Origin of the sequence: Rhodoferax sp. (genome assembly GCF_028689295.1) — a bacterium.
Taxonomy (GTDB): Bacteria; Pseudomonadota; Gammaproteobacteria; order Burkholderiales; family Burkholderiaceae_C; genus Rhodoferax.
Map to the genome: position 1 here is coordinate 1 of NZ_JAQTWL010000031.1, position 17,960 is coordinate 17,960.

At 58.9% G+C, this 17,960-nt stretch carries 17 protein-coding genes and 3 pseudogenes; 2 read left to right on the plus strand and 18 right to left on the minus strand.

The annotated features are described in order from the left end of the window. Positions 1-504 precede the first annotated feature (504 nt). Positions 505-1,773: pseudogene (locus tag PHF15_RS15560) on the minus strand (DUF4158 domain-containing protein); the annotation flags it as partial. Between the two features lie 69 nt (positions 1,774-1,842). Next, positions 1,843-2,559 (minus strand): IS6 family transposase, encoded by a 717-nt coding sequence (locus PHF15_RS15565; RefSeq protein ID WP_300122548.1) that lies wholly within the window; start codon positions 2,557-2,559, stop codon positions 1,843-1,845. A gap of 36 nt (positions 2,560-2,595) precedes the next feature. On the opposite strand from PHF15_RS15565, the pseudogene PHF15_RS15570 reads away from it, so the two are divergent. Then, positions 2,596-2,802 (plus strand): annotated as a pseudogene (locus tag PHF15_RS15570) (hypothetical protein); the annotation flags it as partial. An 81-nt stretch (positions 2,803-2,883) separates the two neighbouring features. Here the strand turns inward: PHF15_RS15570 and PHF15_RS15575 are convergent. The 16 genes and pseudogenes from PHF15_RS15575 to PHF15_RS15650 all read right to left on the minus strand — a co-directional run. Then, a pseudogene (locus tag PHF15_RS15575) lies at positions 2,884-3,090 on the minus strand (aspartate 1-decarboxylase); the annotation flags it as partial. 188 nt (positions 3,091-3,278) lie between these two features. After that, the gene (locus PHF15_RS15580) at positions 3,279-4,103 is read right to left on the minus strand and encodes a hypothetical protein (protein ID WP_300122551.1); all 825 of its coding nucleotides are present in this window, start codon (positions 4,101-4,103) and stop codon (positions 3,279-3,281) included. 23 nt (positions 4,104-4,126) lie between these two features. Next, positions 4,127-4,504, minus strand: a complete 378-nt coding sequence (locus PHF15_RS17050) for a universal stress protein (RefSeq protein WP_366520622.1) — start codon at positions 4,502-4,504, stop codon at positions 4,127-4,129. Between the two features lie 194 nt (positions 4,505-4,698). After that, positions 4,699-5,142, minus strand: coding sequence for a universal stress protein (locus PHF15_RS15590; protein WP_300122554.1), 444 nt, complete (start codon positions 5,140-5,142; stop codon positions 4,699-4,701). 50 nt (positions 5,143-5,192) lie between these two features. After that, positions 5,193-5,621, minus strand: a complete 429-nt coding sequence (locus PHF15_RS15595; RefSeq protein WP_300122556.1) for a universal stress protein — start codon at positions 5,619-5,621, stop codon at positions 5,193-5,195. Positions 5,622-5,632: 11 nt separating this feature from the next. Further along, entirely contained in the window at positions 5,633-6,358 is a 726-nt protein-coding gene (locus tag PHF15_RS15600; RefSeq protein WP_300122559.1) for a TerC family protein, read from the minus strand. 6 nt (positions 6,359-6,364) lie between these two features. Continuing rightward, on the minus strand, positions 6,365-7,876 hold the full coding sequence (locus tag PHF15_RS15605) for a tripartite tricarboxylate transporter permease (RefSeq protein WP_300122561.1): 1,512 nt from the start codon (positions 7,874-7,876) through the stop codon (positions 6,365-6,367). 10 nt (positions 7,877-7,886) lie between these two features. Beyond that, positions 7,887-8,375, minus strand: a complete 489-nt coding sequence (locus PHF15_RS15610) for a tripartite tricarboxylate transporter TctB family protein (protein WP_300122562.1) — start codon at positions 8,373-8,375, stop codon at positions 7,887-7,889. A 381-nt stretch (positions 8,376-8,756) separates the two neighbouring features. Beyond that, complete coding sequence (locus PHF15_RS15615; RefSeq protein ID WP_366520623.1) at positions 8,757-9,068, minus strand: glycerate kinase; 312 nt, start codon at positions 9,066-9,068, stop codon at positions 8,757-8,759. A gap of 227 nt (positions 9,069-9,295) precedes the next feature. Next, positions 9,296-9,934 (minus strand): response regulator, encoded by a 639-nt coding sequence (locus PHF15_RS15620; protein WP_300122565.1) that lies wholly within the window; start codon positions 9,932-9,934, stop codon positions 9,296-9,298. Between the two features lie 9 nt (positions 9,935-9,943). Beyond that, on the minus strand, positions 9,944-11,956 hold the full coding sequence (locus tag PHF15_RS15625; protein WP_300122579.1) for an ATP-binding protein: 2,013 nt from the start codon (positions 11,954-11,956) through the stop codon (positions 9,944-9,946). A 366-nt stretch (positions 11,957-12,322) separates the two neighbouring features. Beyond that, positions 12,323-13,333 (minus strand): tripartite tricarboxylate transporter substrate binding protein, encoded by a 1,011-nt coding sequence (locus PHF15_RS15630; protein ID WP_300122581.1) that lies wholly within the window; start codon positions 13,331-13,333, stop codon positions 12,323-12,325. Positions 13,334-13,397: 64 nt separating this feature from the next. Beyond that, positions 13,398-14,126, minus strand: a complete 729-nt coding sequence (locus PHF15_RS15635) for an SDR family oxidoreductase (protein WP_300122567.1) — start codon at positions 14,124-14,126, stop codon at positions 13,398-13,400. Positions 14,127-14,128: 2 nt separating this feature from the next. Further along, entirely contained in the window at positions 14,129-15,331 is a 1,203-nt protein-coding gene (gene pcaF, locus PHF15_RS15640) for a 3-oxoadipyl-CoA thiolase (RefSeq protein ID WP_300122569.1), read from the minus strand. 31 nt (positions 15,332-15,362) lie between these two features. Continuing rightward, entirely contained in the window at positions 15,363-16,004 is a 642-nt protein-coding gene (locus PHF15_RS15645; protein WP_300122572.1) for a 3-oxoacid CoA-transferase subunit B, read from the minus strand. 1 nt (position 16,005) lies between these two features. Further along, positions 16,006-16,707 carry a 3-oxoacid CoA-transferase subunit A gene (locus PHF15_RS15650; protein ID WP_300122574.1) on the minus strand — a complete coding sequence of 234 codons (702 nt, stop codon included), beginning with the start codon at positions 16,705-16,707 and terminating at the stop codon, positions 16,006-16,008. 116 nt (positions 16,708-16,823) lie between these two features. Here PHF15_RS15650 and PHF15_RS15655 point away from each other — a divergent pair, with 116 nt between their 5' ends. Next, complete coding sequence (locus PHF15_RS15655) at positions 16,824-17,609, plus strand: IclR family transcriptional regulator C-terminal domain-containing protein (protein ID WP_300122577.1); 786 nt, start codon at positions 16,824-16,826, stop codon at positions 17,607-17,609. The last annotated feature ends 351 nt before the right edge of the window (positions 17,610-17,960 follow it).

Consider the following 17,960-nt stretch of genomic DNA (forward strand, 5'->3'; position numbering starts at 1 on the left):
TCATGCCGAGATGCTGCTGGAAATGAAGGGTGGCAAGTATCAGGGAACTGGCAGACAGGCCCCCTGGCTGGGCGAACCACCTGCGTTGAAACGCGGTTAAAGTGTTACCCAGGTTTGAACCACGCCCGGACTGCACGGCGATCTCTTGCTGTTGGCATGGATCCTGGACTGGCAGCGCGCACGCCAATTCTTCTGATGCGAGCCATACCGGCTGGTTGTCACGCAGCACCCAGAAGTCCAGTGCAGGGCGTGGGCCACACTCAGTCGGCCAGGAGGGTCGCTCGCAGTAGCGAGTCACTGACGGATTGGCCTCCAGCATGGCCCACAGGTGCAACTGTCCCTGGCTGGTCAACAGGACTGGGCGCCTGAGTTTGGGCGCCCAAACATGATGAAGCGTTTGCTTGGGCAAACGGTGCAAGGGGAGCGAAACAGGTTCGAACACGGCATGAGGCTTGTGTGCACTGAAGTCGCAACTTTACTTCAAATTCCTCGATGGTTGCAACTTTAATGCAATCGATGTTGAAGTAATTCCGCAAACGAGGGACCTTCCGGATCTGCACTTCGCCTCTGGAGAGCCAAATCTGCCGGGGTTGCATCTTTTCTTCGATTGACAAACGCCAGCTTGTCACTTGCATGATCGTGCACCAGGTCATGCCATTCGCGCGGCAAGGTATTGGGAGCCGCGCCATCCATGGTCAAGTGGTCACTGTGCGATGGTTCACTTGTCAGTGACTCGGCAAGACGTAGCAGTCCGTCTGCAGCAGTCGTGCCTTGCAACGGCAATATCTCCACCAAGCGTATTAAAGCGCTTCGTAGCGGAACAAACACGGCGCGGGCAAAGGGACGCCAATTCTGCTTCTCATGGCGTAAGTGTTCTTCGCAGCTTTGCACAAGTGCCTCGTGGCCCCCCTGTGCCGCAAACACCGTTTCCACTCGTGCCACCTTTTGCACTGGGTCAGCTTCCAACCCGTGCACGAGCAGCGAATCATGGAATGCGCGGATCAGGGCATCGGTTTTTATGCGCCGGTTCTGATACCACTCAGTCAGACGCTGCTCACTTTTCCACTCGACTTTACGGGTGAGTCGGAGCAGCATTTGCGTCAGTTCGTCGAGCACTTGGCCGCGCGCATCGTGAATCACCGCCATCAGCAGCGTGTGGCGCCGTGGGGTGATGTACTCCCGCAACTCAAGTGCGTTGAGCCGTCTGGCTTCATTGGTCCATTGCAATATTTTTGCATCGGCGATCAACTGCAGCGCCGTGGCTGGATTTGGAAGCCCTTGAAGCCACTGGTAGCGATCAATCAACGCATTGAGATTCTTTCGTGAGGCACGCCCTGGTGGCGCGCACAAATTGGCAAAGGGTGATTTCTGAGTTTGCGAATCAACGACCAACAGTGTTTCTAATACAGCTTGTTGCGCCGGACTGAGGCGACCACACACTTCGGTCCATTGGGCGGCGTTAATTTTGCTGTGCGCGGTACCGGCCAGGCGCCGCAATGTGGCGAGTGCCGGTAGTTCGAAGCCATGCCGAATGAGTGCATCGATCGCCGAATTAATAATGTCAGCGGGGTCGGTACGCGCTTGGGCCGTCCTTTGCATTGTGGCTTGTGCCAGTGCGCGTGCCTCAGTGCCCCACGAAACCACTTCAAGACGTTTGAGGATGGCCTGGCGATGTCGATACAGCGTTCGGTCAGGAAAAAACAGGTTTGATCCAGACTCCGCGCCCATACGACGGGCCATGTACTCAATAGCCACAAGTGGGACATTGGCAACAGGTAGAAAACGCGGTTCTGTTGCGGTAGTGGGTTCGGGACGAAAACAGCGGCTCGTTTGAACCGATGATCAAGCGGCCAGACTGTAGAACTGGTTGGCTGCAGACGCGGGTTGGCCACTGGGACAATCCAACTGTCCCTTGCGGATCATGTGCATGGTCTCAATTCCCGCGATGATGATCCTGGCGCTCCAAAATGATTTGAAACCCATCATCGGTCGGGTGATGCGCTTGATGGCCCGGTGGTCTTGTTCAACGATGTTGTTAAGGTACTTGTTTTGGCGCATCAGGATATCAACACAGGCGTCGGCCTTGACGCTTTCAATGGCCGCCGTGTTGGAGCCGCTCTTGTCTATGGTGATCTTCTCTGGCACGTCATGCAGGTTGATCGCCCGCTCCAGAAACCGCCGCGCTGCGGCCAAATCACGCTTGGCAGTGAGCAGAAAATCCACCGTGTCGTCATCCCGATCGACGGCGCGGTAAAGGTATTTCCACTGGCCTGAAACCTTGATGTAAGTCTCGTCCATCCTCCAGCTTCGCCCAACGGGTCGCTTGCGCCGACGCAACACAGCGGCCAGAACCGGCAGCACCTTGATCGCCCAACGATGAACTGTGACGTGATCCACGAAAACGCCCCGCTCCTGCATCATCTCCTCAATGTTGCGCAGGCTCAGCGGGTAAGCCACATACCAACGCACGCAGGTGAGCATCACCTCAAGCGGATAGTGCAGCCGTTTGAGGACCTTACGCAGGGTGCTGTTGATCAGACTTTGGCGGAAATCAAGCATGGCACGGATTGTCGTTTATGCTTATCGCAACAGAACCGGGTCAGCGCCGGTGTCGATGCTGTGGCCGCGGCGGCTCGCAGTGGCGCACTGCGCGTCGACGATGAACTCCACCTATCTGCTCTGCCGGCTGAGGATGAAGACCCGGAAGTCACGAAACTACGGGCTGCTTTGGATCACAACATCGGTGAAGTTCAATTGCCCGAAGTGATTCTTGCGGTCGACGCCCAGGTGCGTTTTAGCTGGAGTCGAGTGGCCGACTTGACTGTCAAGGCGACAGCGCCGGTCGCCGTCCGAGGCGCGCCGTGCGGCCGAGCCGTTGACCTAGATCATGCCCGAGCCGCGCTCGCCGCGAATCGCGTAGGTGACAATGCGCTCGCCGTTGTTGATGTTCCAGATGTGGATCTGCTCGTTCTGGACGAGGTTGGCCGCATCGGGCAGGTCTTCGTCGATCGCGCACGAACCCTCGTAGTGCAGCTCGCAGTGGGTTACTGCCGCGCGGTGGATCTTGGATTTGAGAAGGGTGCGGAACATTGTGCAAGTGCATCGACTTTGTTAATGAATGACTCAACCTGGAAAGGTGAAGGCGGGCCGGCCGATGAATCGCTTTTGCCCGACCATTCAGTCTGCGAGATGCCATTTTGGAGGTGATTATCACGGTCGCCGTGCCGGGCTCGGACTTCCTGAAGGCACTGACGAAGTAAGGCCATGGAGTTGCTCCTTCACACGCCGGGGTTGACGAAATCTAGCGCGCCGCCACGAGCTCGGTCACGAACAGGCTCACTTCGAGACCTTGTCGAGCTACTACGCAGACCCAGCCCTCGGTACCTTTGTGGATCACCACGATCAAACTGGCGTGCCCCAAGCTCGCCAGATGCTAAATCGCCCCACAGATGCCCGTAGCCATCGAGGACCGGAACGTCGTCTGCAGCGGGAGCGCACGCCTCCCCCCTGGCCGCGGTGTGCGTGGGTCGGTCGTTTTTGGCGATCTCGCTGCCGACCATCGTGGGCTGCCTGCCTGGCGCTGCCGCCGCCACGATTTCCACAGTGGCAAAGCCGCCTGTGGCTGGTACGGCCTCAAAAGGGGTCGTGCGCACCGTCAGGACCTTGATCGCATCTGTGCTTTGCACCGTAGCCGTCTCAAGGCCCTCATGAATCGCGTGCTGGAACGTGTCGGCTGATTCAATGCTGACGATATCGTTGATCAGCGTCACGCCCAACTGGACGGCGAGGCGCGACGCAATGAGTCTGCCCCAGGCTGTGGCGGCAAAGAGAATGTGGCCACAGTTCGGGGCGATCGCCCGGATCTGCGCAGCCGAGTGTCCAGCCTCGTCGTGGGCGAACTCAGCACCATCGATATGGATCACTTGGGCAACACCTGCGATGTGGGCTCCCTCCTGGGCTGCCTGCTCGGCCTGATGGCCCATGACCACGAGGTGCACCTGAGCGTCAGTGAACATAACGATCTGAGCGGCAGCCATCACTGTATGGAGCGTGGCGCCCTTGATCGATGCGTTATCGTGTTCGGCAATGACAAGGATGCTCATGGCGATTACTTTGACTTGCGTCTCTAATCGGGCCACCAATGTGACGACTCAGGGGCAGTTGATCCCGACGCCTCCCTGATGATGGCCTCATGCGGCTCATCACTGGTGCAGGCGAGTTCGATAGCGGCGTCAATCGCGCTACAGGCCACACCGGCCTCGGCGCATTTCCTTTCAATCTTGCCGAGGTGACGCCTTGCCCTCTTTTTCACTGTCGACGCATAGTTATCTGGCAGCATGGGATGGATCAATCCGCTATCACCGTCATCGTCACTGGCGCATTGCGGCATCACAAAAAACACGCTGATCTGTGCGCCGCACTCCTTCGCATAGGTGACTGTCCACTGGGCGGTTTGGCGAGCAAGGTCAGAGTCGTCTGTGGGGGTGAGTATTTTTTTCAACAAGGGATATCTCTGGTTACCTGGCAGCTGCTTCGGTTCGGCGGTGGTCAGTTTTTGGGTCTGCCGGTCCTGGCGATGTCGCTGCCCACAAACGAGCTCTTACTGCCGGCCTTCACTGCCGAGACGCTCTCCATGGAAGTGTCCATTCCTTGACGCTGGTGCAATTTTCAGTCACTCGAGGATTGGACCAAAGATCATCAGCGCAATACAAGCACAGGCAGCTTGCTTTCAATGATGACGTTCTTGGTGTGCGAGCCAAATACCAATTTCCCTACTCGGCTGCGTCCGTGCGTCACTATGACAATCATGTCGCAGCCTGATTTTTCTGCCTCCTCCACGATCGCCTTGTCCACCATATAGGCGGTCACATGATGGGCTGTGAATTCCACCCCTTTAGCCCGGGCGCGCTTTTCAAACTGCCCCAGCAATGCAGACGCATGGGCCTCGTTCTTTGACTCGTTGTCCTTTATACGGTCCATCAAAGGCTTGGTAAGCGAGGTGGCCGCTGTAATGGGAACATCAGGTTCGACAACAAACCCGGTAATGCGGGCACCCAATTGCAGGGCGAGCTCAATACTGCCATCCATGGCATGGTGGGAAAGCTCAGATCCGTCAATGGGCACAAAAAGATGCTTATACATGGCCTATAAACCTTCAATAAAAAATCCGCTGAATATTTTTGATTCAAGCACTACTTAATCAGCAGGACTGGAAGACGGGTGAGGTGGATGACCTTGTTTGTGACCGATCCCATGAAAAGTCCGGTCACGCTCCCAAAGCCATGCGCCCCCATGATGATCAGGCTGCAGCCCTTGTCTTTCGCAAACTCGACGATGGTGGGCGCCGCCTCTCCGATCAGGATGTGGGCCGAATGAGGCAGACCGGCTGCTGCAAGCTTTTCTTTGGCTACTTCCAGAGCCGCCTCGCCCGCTTCGCGGTGGAACTCCTCCAGCGTCTTTCCATCTATAAAGCGGGTAATGTTTGATGACAGCGCTGCCTGGACATTAATCAGGAACACTTGAGGCTTAGCCGCACGGCTGGCGGCCTCAACAATGACATAGTCAACAGCGTTGAGGGACGGTGTCGATCCGTCGATGGCGATCAGCCAGTTAGTGTTCATTGCAGTGCTCCTCAGAGGTTATGGTCAGTGGTTGGGGCTAACACTTCGATGGCGGTGCGTGGCCCTCGGCGGATCGACAGCCATTTGCCCACGCTTATCACCAGGGCCGCACCCGCCGCTGCAAAGACATAACTCGCATATGGCACGGTTGCAGATAACATTCTGGGCGTTGCCGGGTCCGACAGCAGCATGCCGCCCCCGATCCAACCCAGCAATGCCGCGCCCAACGTGATCACGAGTGGGAAGCGGTCCATCAGGGTCAGGACCAGCTTGCTGCCCCAGACCACGATGGGGATGGACACCAGAATGCCGAACGTCACCAGCACCATCGAACCATGCGAGGCGCCCGCCACCGCAATGACGTTGTCCAGGCTCATGACGGCGTCGGCCACGATGATGGTCTTGATGGCCGCCATCAGGGTGGTGCCGCCGTCGATGTTGCCATGTTCATCATCGTGCTCCGGCAGCATAAGCTTAATGCCGATCCAAAACAGAAGCAACGCACCGACAATTTTCAGGTAAGGCACGGCCAGCAGTTGCAGGGCGAAGTAAATCATCACGACGCGCAAGATGATGGCACCCACGACGCCCCAGAAAATGCCCCTCCCTCGCTGCTCGGGTGGCAATTTCCGACACGCCAAGGCGATGACGACAGCGTTGTCGCCACCGAGCATGATGTCGATGGCAATGATCTGGAGGACGGCGACCCAGAACAGGGAGGAAGTTATCTCAGGCATAGGTGCTCAATCCTCCACAAACGCTTCTTCGCGCTTCTTCTTGATCGAGGGCAGCAGCACGATCACCAGCAGCAGCACACAGACTGCCAGCAAGCTGGCTGACAGCGGACGCGTCACAAACACGCTCCAGTCACCGCGTGACAGCAGCAGCGCCCGGCGCAGGTTTTCTTCCATCATCGGCCCCAGAATAAGTCCCAGCAGCAAGGGCGCTGGTTCAGCTCCCAGCTTGTGGAAAATGTAGCCGATCACGCCAAAAATGCCCACGATCCAGATGTCCCAGGTGTTGTTGTTGGTCGAATAAACACCAATCGCGCAGAACAGCACAATCGCTGGGAACAGGAGACGGTAGGGCACGGTCAGCAGCTTGATCCAGACACCAATCAGCGGCAGGTTCATGATCACCAGCATCGCATTGCCAATCCACATCGAGGCAATCAGGCCCCAGAAGAGTTCCGGGTTGCTGGTCATGACCTGCGGGCCGGGCTGAATGTTGTGAATCGTCATGGCGCCTACCATCAGCGCCATCACGACGTTGGATGGAATTCCCAGCGTCAGCAGCGGAATGAAGGAAGCTTGTGCCCCGGCATTGTTGGCCGCCTCGGGACCTGCGACGCCGCGGATATTGCCCTGGCCGAAAGGCACTTCGCCGGGCCGGCCTCTGACTTTTTTCTCGATAGTGTAGGCCGCAAAGGCAGACAGCAAGGCACCACCACCCGGCAGGATGCCCAGCACACAGCCCAGCGCCGTGCCGCGCAAGACGGCAGGCGTCATGTCCTTGAAGTCCTGCTTGGTCGGGTACAAGCCCTGGACCTTCACGGCAATCACTTCGCGCTGGAGCTCGCGCTGTGCCAGGTTGCTGATGATTTCACCGTAACCGAAAATACCCATCGCAATGGCCACAAAGCCAATGCCGTCGGTCAACTCGGCTACGTCAAAGCTGAAGCGCGCCACGCCAGAGTTCACGTCGGTGCCCACCAAGCCCAGCAGCAGACCGAGCAGAATCATGCCGACCGCCTTGAGCAGGGAGCCCGATGCCAGCACCACGGCGCCGATCAGGCCCAGCGTCATCAGGGCAAAATATTCGGCCGGACCAAACTTAAAGGCCAGTTCGGTCAGCGCTGGGGCGAAGGCGGCGATCATCACGGTCCCCACGCAACCCGCAAAAAACGAGCCCAGGCCGGCAGCGGCCAGCGCCGGCCCCGCTCGTCCTTTTTTTGCCATCTGGTGACCGTCAATGCAGGTGACCACGGATGAGGCCTCACCCGGAAGATTCACCAAGATGGCAGTGGTGGAACCGCCATACTGGGAGCCGTAGTAAATGCCTGCCAGCATGATCAGCGCCGACACCGGAGGCAGCGCATAGGTGGCGGGCAGCAGCATGGCAATGGTGGCCGCCGGGCCAATGCCGGGCAGCACGCCGATCAGCGTGCCCAGCAGACACCCAACCAACGCGTATAAAAGGTTGATGGGCGTGAATGCCACACCAAAACCCAAGTATAAATTTGCAATCAAATCCATTTTGTTTTCCTTAGCCGGTAATGAACTCAGGCCATACCGGGAACTGCAACTTCAGCGCCAGCACGAAAACCAGATAACTGCCAATCGCCAAAACGGTTGCCAGGATGAGGGTCGTCTTGAACTTCCAGTCGGCCTGGGCCATGCTGGCAATAAAAGTCAATGCGTAAATTGCAACAATCAAGCCGAAGGCGGGCAGATTGATACTGCGCAGACCGGCCAGCAAAAGGCCGAACACGACATTGGCGGCAATGATGTAGAATAGCGGCCGCCAGGCCCACTTGCCGATCTTGTCGCCGTCCGGCGTTTCGATCACCAGCGCCTTAAAAGTGATCACCGCCCCGACAAGGGCCATCAGGATGCCCAGCATCAGCGGGAAATAGCCAGGTCCCATGCGGTCACCCGAACCGATGTTGTAGGTGGTTGCGCCCCACGCGAAGGCGATACCGACTCCCATGAACATGAGGCCTGAGTAAAAGTCTTTTTGACTCTTTATATTCATTGTCTGTCTCCTCTAAAAAAATTGGTTGTGCTGCGTTAGCCACTGATGCAAGTGATATTGGTAGTGGCAAATGTCAGACCCGCAGGATTGACGGATTTTCCCTGCCAGCGCATAAAATTGGTCGCCAAAAGACATCTCGTTGCAGCCTTCCATGATGAGCTGGCCTTTGCGGATCATGTGCTAATTCTAGGGAACCATAGAGGTGCCTTGCTTGTGGAAACTACGCAAGGGGAAACACCTAGTCCGCGCTTCAACTCTGGCGTCCATTCCATTAACGCCCGACGCAACTTCTTTCGGCCGAACACCACTGTTGCGACAAAACCAACCTCCGTCCCTACCGCAACCAGAAAATGGCCAGATATTCTTTAGTACCGGAGCGGGTCAAGGTGACGGCCGCCATAATTCGTGGCGCACCAGTTTGCCATCCGCAAAAGTGCAGGTCACCTGCGACTGCGAGCTGTCGGTCCAGCGAAATACTTCGGGTTGAGTGTTCTTCTTCGACTGGAGCTCGCCTATCGCCTGCGTCATGGCCACCACATGTAGCAGCGTCATGCCCGGTTTAAGTTTTGTGTTGAGCATAACGGCGCTGTCGACATGCCCGATCGGCCGGTTGGCGGCGCGCTTGAGTATTTGCATCATGAGGCTGAAGTGCAGCAGCATCCACATCACCAAACCTGCGGTAGCCGCAGCCATGCCAGCCCAGCCGTAAGACCGGTAAGCTAACACGACCGCCGCAACGCCTGCGGCAGGAATGAATATTCTCTGGAAGTTCATGGCGCTATTTTCGCAGCAGCGGGTCGCTGGCGGCAATATGCGGAAACGATTCTTCTCTCAAGAAACCGTTCCCCAGCATTTATGTAAGAAATGTTGCGATTTGCCGCACATGATTCCACTATTTCGATAGCAACGTAGCAGAGGGTTCATTCCGGTCCACCGCGCAGCAGATTGGCAAGTTCGACTGCTGACTTGACTTTCATTTTGTCGAAGACCCGTGAGCGATGCACCTCGACGGTCCGGATACTGACGTCGAGCCGGTCGGCAATCAGTTTGTTTGGCAGGCCGTCCACCACCAGGCGCATCACGTCGCGTTCGCGCTCGGTCATATCGGCCTGGAGCGCACGCACCCGGGCCGCCTGGCGACGCGCCTGTAGCAATAACGCTGATTGCGCCAGCGCCTGCTCCACGCGGTCCACCAATGCATTGCCGGAAAACGGCTTTTCGCAGAAATCGAAAGCGCCACGTTTGACCGCATCCACCGCCGTTGGCACGTCGCCGTGACCGGTCAGAAATATGACCGGGATGGCCTGGTGCAACTGGCGCTCAATCAGCCAGTTAAACAGCGCCAGCCCGCTCATGCCCGGCATGCGCACATCGAGCAACAGGCAGCAGGCTTGGTCCGGTGCCGGCCCCTGCGCGCCTTCGAACTGCTGTTGAAACGCTTCGGCGCTGTCGAAAACTTCGCTGTACAACCGCCGTGAGCGCAACAGCCATGCCAACGCTTCGCGCACGCTCGCATCATCGTCCACGATAAAGATACGGGCATCGATCACGGGTTCCATGGTGCGATGTTATGCCACGTCGGCTGCCGGCAAAGTGAAAGTGAAAACGGTGCCGTGCGGCAGATTGGCCGAGAACTCCAGCGCGTCGCCGTGTTGCTCCACAACCGTGCGGCAAAGGCTCAGGCCCAGACCCATGCCCTCGGCCTTGGTGGTGAAGAATGGCTTGAACAACTGCTGCTGCACTTCGGGCGCGATGCCCGCGCCAAGGTCGGCCACCGAGAATTCAACCCACCTCTTGCTGGTGCCATTGGCTTTGAGCCCGCGCACGCGGATCAGCAGGCTGCGCTCCATGATTTGAGGCGTGTCCATGGCCTGCATCCCGTTGCGCGCCAGGTTCAGCAAGACCTGCTCCACCATGGTCCGGTCGCACAGCGCGAACGGCGTTCCCGGTTCCACCTCGGTCTGCACTCGCACCGACAACTGGCGCGCCTGCAGGTGAACCAGCGGCAGGATGTCATCGAGCAAAGCCTGCGGCGCCACCACTTCACGCACATGATCGCGGCGCCGCACAAAGTCATGCACGCTCTTGATGACTTTGCCGGCGCGCTCCGCCTGCTCGGCAATGCGCTGTACGGCCAGGCTCAGCTCGGTCCCGATTTCTCCGGCCCCCTGCGGATCCGCGCGCAGCAGATTAAGCGAGCCGGCGGCATAACCGGAAATGACGGCCAGGGGTTGATTCAGCTCGTGACTCAGCAGGGAAGCCATCTCCCCCACGGTCGCCAGGCGCGCGGTGGCCTGCAGGCGTTCCAGCCCGGCGCGTGACAACTCCTCCAGGCGCCGCTGCTCGCTGACATCGAGTAGTGCGCTCATCCATCCGGTCTGGACACCCTGCGCATTGATCAACGGTGCCTCGAAGATTAGGACCGGAAAGCGTGAACCATCCTTGCGCATGAAGACCGACTCGTAGCCTTCACGCGGCGGCACGTTGCCTGCGTGGCGGACAAGCTCGCGATGGCGGTATTCCTCACCAAATTCCGGCGGCCAGTATGGAGCCGATGCACTGTGTTCCAGCAACTCCTCAGTCGAAAATCCAACCATTTGGCAGAAGGCCGGATTGACATAAGTGGTGCGACCCTGCAGATCGCGTGCGCGCAAACCCGTCACCAGCGAGTCCTCCATTGCCTTGCGAAACGCCAGCACGTCGGCCAGATCGTGCTCCGCCTTGAAGCGCCGACGCATATCCTCGCCCAGCAAGCCCAGCACAGAGACCAGGGCAATCGACACCAAGGTCACCAGCGCCGTCAGCACGTTGGGAAACAGGTCCGGGGCAGCGCGCCAGCTGTCCATGCGCAGCACCAGCGTCGTTCCCGGCAAATCCATCAACTGGCGCGCCGTGAAGATGCGGCTGCCGCGCCGGCTCGAGCCAAATACGGCGAGCCGGGTACCGTCGCCCTCCGTGAAGGATATTTGATAGTTTCGCGTCACCGGACGCGTCAGCGAACGCTCAAGCACGTCACGCAAGGCGTAGGAGGCGATCAGATAACCCGTCAACTTAGAGCCGTTTTGCAAAGGCAGGCAGAACTCCATGACTTCCTGGCCCAGGCCATCGGCCATGGGCACGAAATAGCTGCTGGCATAGGCCGGTCCGCTGAAGCGGCGGGCGTTGGCGCAGGCCACGGCGACCTCCGACTGGACTTCGCTGCGCCCCTGACGATCAAACGCGGGCGCGCGAAATGGGGTGTCCACATGCGCCTGCAATCGCAGCGCGCTGTCACGCCATTCGAGGCGCAGGATTTCGCGGTGTTCACTCAGGAAACTGCCCGCATCAATCACCCAGGAGTTGGGCGTCGGGTCAGCGTATTGAAGGACCTGCAAACCCTGTACGTTGCGCGTGAAGGCGGCCCGGATGTCACCCACGGCCTCGGCCGCATCGCGCTCGACGCGGGCCTGCACCTGGCTCGTCTCATAGATGCCAGCCAGCCAGATCAGCATGGCAAGCAAGGCCGCCACCAGCAATACCAGCGCGCCCCAGAGTGTGCGCCGACGCACGGTCGATGGGAGACGCAGCGCCGGCTGCGACACATTCAACGCGTCAGCGTTCGCGGTTTGAGCCGGAAATTCCTGTCTCACAATGACGTCCTCGAAGCAATCGGCATAGTGGACCACAAGAGGACGCGTCGGTCATGAACAGAGCGCTTGTGTCGCAGTAAAGATATCCGACAATCCGGCATTGTCACAATAACGGGCTCTGGCCGAAAAGGAGTGGCGTCGCTGACCTGGTGATCAAAACTTTATTGCACTAATGAAGTAGAAATGGAATAAGAAGCACCGCGAGTTTGTGGGCCCCGGACTTGTGTGGCGAAATTGGGAACTGACGCACTGGCGAATTCAACCTCAACCTCAACCTCAACCTCAACCACACTCGACAGCCTCAGCCCGTCAGCGGTCTCAGTCCAGACTGGCGCCGGAGTCACGCACCACCTTGCCCCACTTGACGACTTCCTTCTGGATAAAAGCGGCGAACTGCTCGGGCGTTTCACTGTAAACCTCGGCGCCCTGCTCGTCGATTCTCTTCCTGGTGGCGGCCTGGCCGAGCACCTTGACAATTGCGGTATTGAGCTTGCTTATCACTGCCGGGGGGGTGCCGGCGGGCGCGAAGAGGCCGAACCACGACGTGGCTTCATAACCAGGCAGACCGGCCTCCGCGATGGTGGGTACGTTAGGCAGTTCGGGCGAGCGTTTGGCCGTAGTCACTGCGAGGGGACGCAGCTTTCCCGAGCGCACATGCTGAATGGAGGATGGCAGGTTGTCGAACATGATGTCGATTTGACCGCCCAGTAAGTCGGTCACGGCTGGCGCGCTGCCCTTGTAGGGAACATGTGTTATTTCCACATTGGCCATGGTTTTGAACAACTCGCCCGACAGATGGATGGAGGAGCCGTTACCCGCTGAACCGAAGTTGACCTTACCCGGATTGGCCTTGGCATAAGCGATCAGCTCGGCCACATTCTTGTACGGTTTAGTCGGGTTGGTTACCAAAAGATTGGGCACATTCGCCACGCGGGTCAGTGGCGCGAAATCCTTGATCGGGTCGAACGGCATTTTCTTATACAGACTGGCGTTGATGGCGTGCGTGCCGACCGTGCCCATGAATAAAGTGTAGCCGTCGGCCGGAGCCCTGGCTGCCAGTTGGCCACCGATGTTGCCGCCTGCTCCGGCACGGTTATCGATAATCACTGACTGACCGAGTTCAGCGTTCAGTGCCTGACCAACGATGCGCGCCAGAATGTCGGTTGTGCCACCGGGTGAAAAGGGAACGATGATGGTGATGGGCTTGTTCGGGAATGACACCTGGGCGGAGACGGGCCCGGTGGCCAGTAGAGTTGAGCCGAGCGCTGCGGCGGCAGCCAGCGTGCCGAGGCTGAACCGTCGACGAGATGCACTGTGGAGACTGGTTATTTGAGACATGGTGTCGTCCTTAAAAAAGCCCCAAAGGGCAAAAAAGCCCCAACGGGCAGAAAAATCAAATCGGTGCGACACCCAGCGTGGTGCCGCCACAGACATAGAGGACCTGCCCCGTGACAAAACCGTTGTCCGGTGACAGGAAAAACAGCGCGGCACGCGCCACGTCTTCCGGCGTGCCAATGCGCTTGACCGCGATGCTGTCAAGGATCCGCTGTGTTTGCGGCGCACCGTCCGGGTTGCTGTTACGGAACAGCTCGGTGGCGATCGGCCCGGGTGCCACGGCATTTACCGTGATACCGTGGCACCCCAGTTCCATCGCCAGCGTGCGCGTCATGCCGATCAGGCCGGCCTTGGTGGCCGAATAAACCACCCGCTCTTGCTTGCCCAGTGCCGCACGCGAAGCGATGTTGACAATGCGGCCACGACCACAAGCACGCAGCGCCGGCAAAGCCGCCTGCGTGAGCAGCAGGTTGGCCCGGAAATGCAGGGCCACCACATAGTCGAGGTCGGCCACCGTGGCCGTGTCGATGCTACCGGGACGGGTGGCGCCGGCGTTGTTGACCAATGCCGTCACGTCGTACTGCGCAGTGACCTGCTGCGCCAGCGCGCGGGTCTGGTCTTCGCGCGTCAAATCGGTCTGGAATGACACCAGTTTCGGGTGCGACCAGGCAGGGGCTGCGTAATCGATATTCACCACCTGCCGGCCCGCGACCAGCAGGGCTTCAGCGATCGCCCGGCCGATGCCGGCACTGGCGCCAGTAACCAAAGTAACTTCTTGCTTGCTCATCTTCACACCCGTTCCAGAATGACGGCGATGCCCTGCCCCACGCCGATGCACATGGTGCACAAGGCATAGCGGCCGCCGGTGGCGTGCAGGCGGTTGATGGCCGTCGTGGCCAGCCGCGCGCCGGATGCACCGAGTGGATGCCCCAGCGCAATGGCGCCGCCCCACGCGTTAACGCGCTCGTCATCGTCTTTGAGACCCAGCAAACGAAGCACCGCCAACCCTTGGGCGGCAAAGGCTTCGTTGAGCTCAATCACGTCCAGTTGATCGAGCGTCAGGCCGGTCAGGGCCAGCACCTTCTGTGTGGCCGGCGCCGGGCCGATACCCATGATGCGCGGCGCCACGCCAGCGCTGGCCATGCCAACAACTCGGGCTCTGGGGGTCAGGCCGTTTTTGGCAGCGGTGGTCTCGTCAGCTAGCAGCAGCGCGCAGGCACCATCGTTGACGCCACTGGCGTTGCCGGCGGTGACGGTACCGTCCGGGCGCACGATCGGTTTGAGTTTGGCCAGCACCTCCAGGCTGGTTTCACGCGGATGCTCGTCCTTGTCCACGATGAGCGCGTCGCCCTTTTTCTGAGGGATCGTGACGGCCGTGATTTCACGCGCTAGGTGGCCAGCCTTTTGGGCCGCGACAGCTTTCATTTGACTGGCCAGCGCCATTCGGTCTTGTGCTTCACGCTCGATCTTGAATTCAGTGGCCACGTTCTCCGCGGTTTCCGGCATGGAATCGATGCCGTACTGGGCTTTCATGAGTCTGTTGACGAAGCGCCAGCCAATGGTGGAGTCATAAACTACCGGGGCGCGGCTGAAGGCACTTTCGGCTTTGGGCATGACGAAAGGCGCGCGGCTCATGCTTTCGACCCCACCGGCGATCATCAGTGTGGCTTCACCGGCCTTGATGGCACGGGCTGCGGTGCCCACCGCATCCAGACCTGAGCCACACAGGCGGTTGATCGTGGCACCGGGCACCTGAAACGGCAGACCGGCCAGCAGGGATGCCATGTGGGCGACGTTGCGGTTGTCTTCACCGGCCTGGTTGGCACAGCCAAAAATGACATCGGTAACGGCTTGCCAGTCCACGCTGGGGTTGCGTGCCATCAGAGCCCTGAGCGGGATGGCGCCGAGGTCGTCGGTTCGCACGCTGCTCAAGGCGCCGCCGTAGCGGCCGAAAGGGGTGCGAATCGCATCGCAAATGAAAGCCTGGTTCATGATTTAGTCCTTCTCTTATTTTTCAGTTAGTTCAGTTTCGGATTGGCAGGCCCACCAGCTTTTCCAGCTCGGAGTGTGCCAGTCCGTCCACTTTGTCAATTAGTTTCAACCCGTGCGGCGTGCACTCCAGCGTCGCCAAGTCAGAGTAAATGCGTTTAACACAACCAATTCCGGTGAGGGGATAAGTACAGCGCGGAACAACCTTGCTCTCTCCCTTTTTGGTGAGCAGGTCCATCATCACCCAGGTTTGCTTGGCACCGACCGCCAGATCCATTGCACCGCCGACGGCGGGAATCGCATCTTTTTCGCCCGTGTGCCAGTTGGCCAGGTCGCCCATCGCTGAGACTTGGAAGGCACCCAGCACGCAAATGTCCAGATGGCCGCCGCGCATCATGGCAAAGCTGTCGGCGTGGTGGAAGAAGGAGCCACCCTTGAGCAGCGTCACCGGCTGTTTGCCGGCGTTGATCAGGTCATAGTCTTCTTGGCCAGCGGCCGGCGCCGGGCCTAGCCCCAAGATGCCGTTCTCACTGTGCAGCAGCACCTCGCGGCTGGCCGGGATGTGATTGGCCACCAGCGTGGGCATGCCGATGCCGAGGTTGACAACCGCGCCCTCGTAAATGTCCTGCGCCACACGCGCCGCCAGCTGGTCTTTGGTTCGTTTCTGATAAGTCATGTCATGCATCCTTCCTGAAACCACCGGCCTGTGTCGCCTGCCGCTCGATCTTGACGATCTGGTGGACAAAGATGCCGGGCGTGACGATGTGCTCGGGGTTGATCTCACCCAGTTCCGAAATCTCGTGAACGGTGGCTACCGTTTTTTTGCAGGCGGTGGCCATGACCGGACCGAAATTGCGCGCGGCCATGCGGTACATCAGGTTGCCCCAGCGGTCACCACGCTCGGCCTTGATCAACGCGACATCGCCATAAATGGGGTGTTCCAGCACGTAATTCCTGCCATTAATTTCGCGGCATTCCTTGCCCGTGGCCAACTCGGTGCCAAAACCAGTGGGTGTGAAGAACGCGCCGATGCCCGCGCCAGCCGCTCGGATGCGTTCGGCCAGATTGCCCTGAGGCACCAGCTCCAACTCAAGTTTTCCACTGCGATAAAGCCCGTCGAACACTTGACTGTCGGTCTGACGCGGAAAACTGCAGATGATCTTACGTACTCGCCCGGCCTTGAGCAATGCAGCTAGTCCGGTGTCACCATTGCCGGCGTTGTTGTTCACCACAGTGAGGTCTTTGGCGCCCTGCGCGATAAGGCCATCGATGAGTTCGGTGGGTATGCCGGCGGTGCCGAAACCTCCGATCATCACGGTGGCACCGTTCTGGATGTTGACCAGCGCGTCAGCCACCGAGGCCGCTATTTTGTTGATCATTTATCGTCTCCTCAAATATTTTTTCTGATTCCCAAAAACTGGCAATCGGTCCGTCGAAATGTTCGCATAAAGAACAATAGTTCGTATAATGTATACTATACCATTTTGCTAACACCATGCTTAACCCAGCCAGCCAGCCCCAGCCCCAACCAGGCGACAGTTACGTACAGTCCTTCGCACGCGGACTGGAAGTCATACGTTCGTTCAGTGCGCAAGCGCCGCGGCAAACCTTGACCGAGGTGGCTGCCCGCAGCGGACTGACCCGCGCCGGTGCACGCCGCATCCTGCTGACCCTGCAAAACCTCGGCTATGTGGAAATTGATGGCAGGCTGTTTCGCCTGACTCCGCGCATTCTTGATCTTGGCTTTGCCTACCTGTCCTCGATGCCGATCTGGAACCTGGCCGAGCCAGTGATGGAAGAACTTGTTGAACAAGTCAAGGAGTCGTGCTCGGCAGCTGTGCTGGACGGCATCGACATTGTGTATGTGCTGCGCGTTCCGACGCACAAGATCATGCGCAACACCCTGGGCGTTGGCTCACGTCTGCCAGCTTATTGCACGTCCTTGGGTCGCGTCTTGTTGGCAGATTTGCCAGACGATGAACTTGTGAAACGCCTGGAAGCGTCCAATCCGCGACCATTGACCCGGCACACGGTAACCCGACTCGACGCCTTGCTGGCCGAGATCCGCCAGGTGCGAAAGCAGGGCTGGTCCTTGGTGAATCAGGAACTGGAAGAAGGCCTGATTTCATTGGCCGCGCCCATCACTAATCACGCAGGGAGGACGATCGCCGCAATCAACATCAGCGGGCAAGCCAACCGAACCAATGTCAGAACGGCACAAGACATCCTGCTGCCGGCCTTGCTCCACAGCGCCCGCACCATCTCGCAGATGCTGCCTTGACTGGCGTGTCCTTATTCCAGAGCAACTGGACGCCGTGGTCAATGCGATTCTGATATATACAGCCCACGATCTGATCGAAAGCATCGACCTGAGGCGCGGTGGGCATCAGCCAGTTGCTACGCGGCAAGTTGTCGGCGTCCTGGCTGGCGCAACGTGAGGCGCTGGTGGGGGGCTCGCGCTGACATCCGTGTCGCACCGTCACGCCGCAGAAAGGCGGTTTTTTGGGCGTGGTTCAAAAAACCCGGTTTTCGGGTAACACTGGCGTGACAATCCCTCCCGCACGAGTTCGGGATTCGGCGAGTAATCGGTGAATTGTCGGAGGCGTGTTTTACCTCCGTTGGATCAAGCCCG

Bases quoted from the DNA above. Each gene is read 5' to 3' on its own strand.
- PHF15_RS15565 (WP_300122548.1), bottom strand. From the start codon at position 2,559: ATGCTTGATTTCCGCCAAAGTCTGATCAACAGCACCCTGCGTAAGGTC.
- PHF15_RS15580 (WP_300122551.1), bottom strand. From the start codon at position 4,103: ATGAGCATCCTTGTCATTGCCGAACACGATAACGCATCGATCAAGGGC.
- PHF15_RS15590 (WP_300122554.1), bottom strand. From the start codon at position 5,142: ATGTATAAGCATCTTTTTGTGCCCATTGACGGATCTGAGCTTTCCCAC.
- PHF15_RS15595 (WP_300122556.1), bottom strand. From the start codon at position 5,621: ATGAACACTAACTGGCTGATCGCCATCGACGGATCGACACCGTCCCTC.
- PHF15_RS15600 (WP_300122559.1), bottom strand. From the start codon at position 6,358: ATGCCTGAGATAACTTCCTCCCTGTTCTGGGTCGCCGTCCTCCAGATC.
- PHF15_RS15605 (WP_300122561.1), bottom strand. From the start codon at position 7,876: ATGGATTTGATTGCAAATTTATACTTGGGTTTTGGTGTGGCATTCACG.
- PHF15_RS15610 (WP_300122562.1), bottom strand. From the start codon at position 8,375: ATGAATATAAAGAGTCAAAAAGACTTTTACTCAGGCCTCATGTTCATG.
- PHF15_RS15615 (WP_366520623.1), bottom strand. From the start codon at position 9,068: ATGGCTGCGGCTACCGCAGGTTTGGTGATGTGGATGCTGCTGCACTTC.
- PHF15_RS15620 (WP_300122565.1), bottom strand. From the start codon at position 9,934: ATGGAACCCGTGATCGATGCCCGTATCTTTATCGTGGACGATGATGCG.
- PHF15_RS15635 (WP_300122567.1), bottom strand. From the start codon at position 14,126: ATGAGCAAGCAAGAAGTTACTTTGGTTACTGGCGCCAGTGCCGGCATC.
- pcaF (WP_300122569.1), bottom strand. From the start codon at position 15,331: ATGAACCAGGCTTTCATTTGCGATGCGATTCGCACCCCTTTCGGCCGC.
- PHF15_RS15645 (WP_300122572.1), bottom strand. From the start codon at position 16,004: ATGACTTATCAGAAACGAACCAAAGACCAGCTGGCGGCGCGTGTGGCG.
- PHF15_RS15650 (WP_300122574.1), bottom strand. From the start codon at position 16,707: ATGATCAACAAAATAGCGGCCTCGGTGGCTGACGCGCTGGTCAACATC.
- PHF15_RS15655 (WP_300122577.1), top strand. From the start codon at position 16,824: ATGCTTAACCCAGCCAGCCAGCCCCAGCCCCAACCAGGCGACAGTTAC.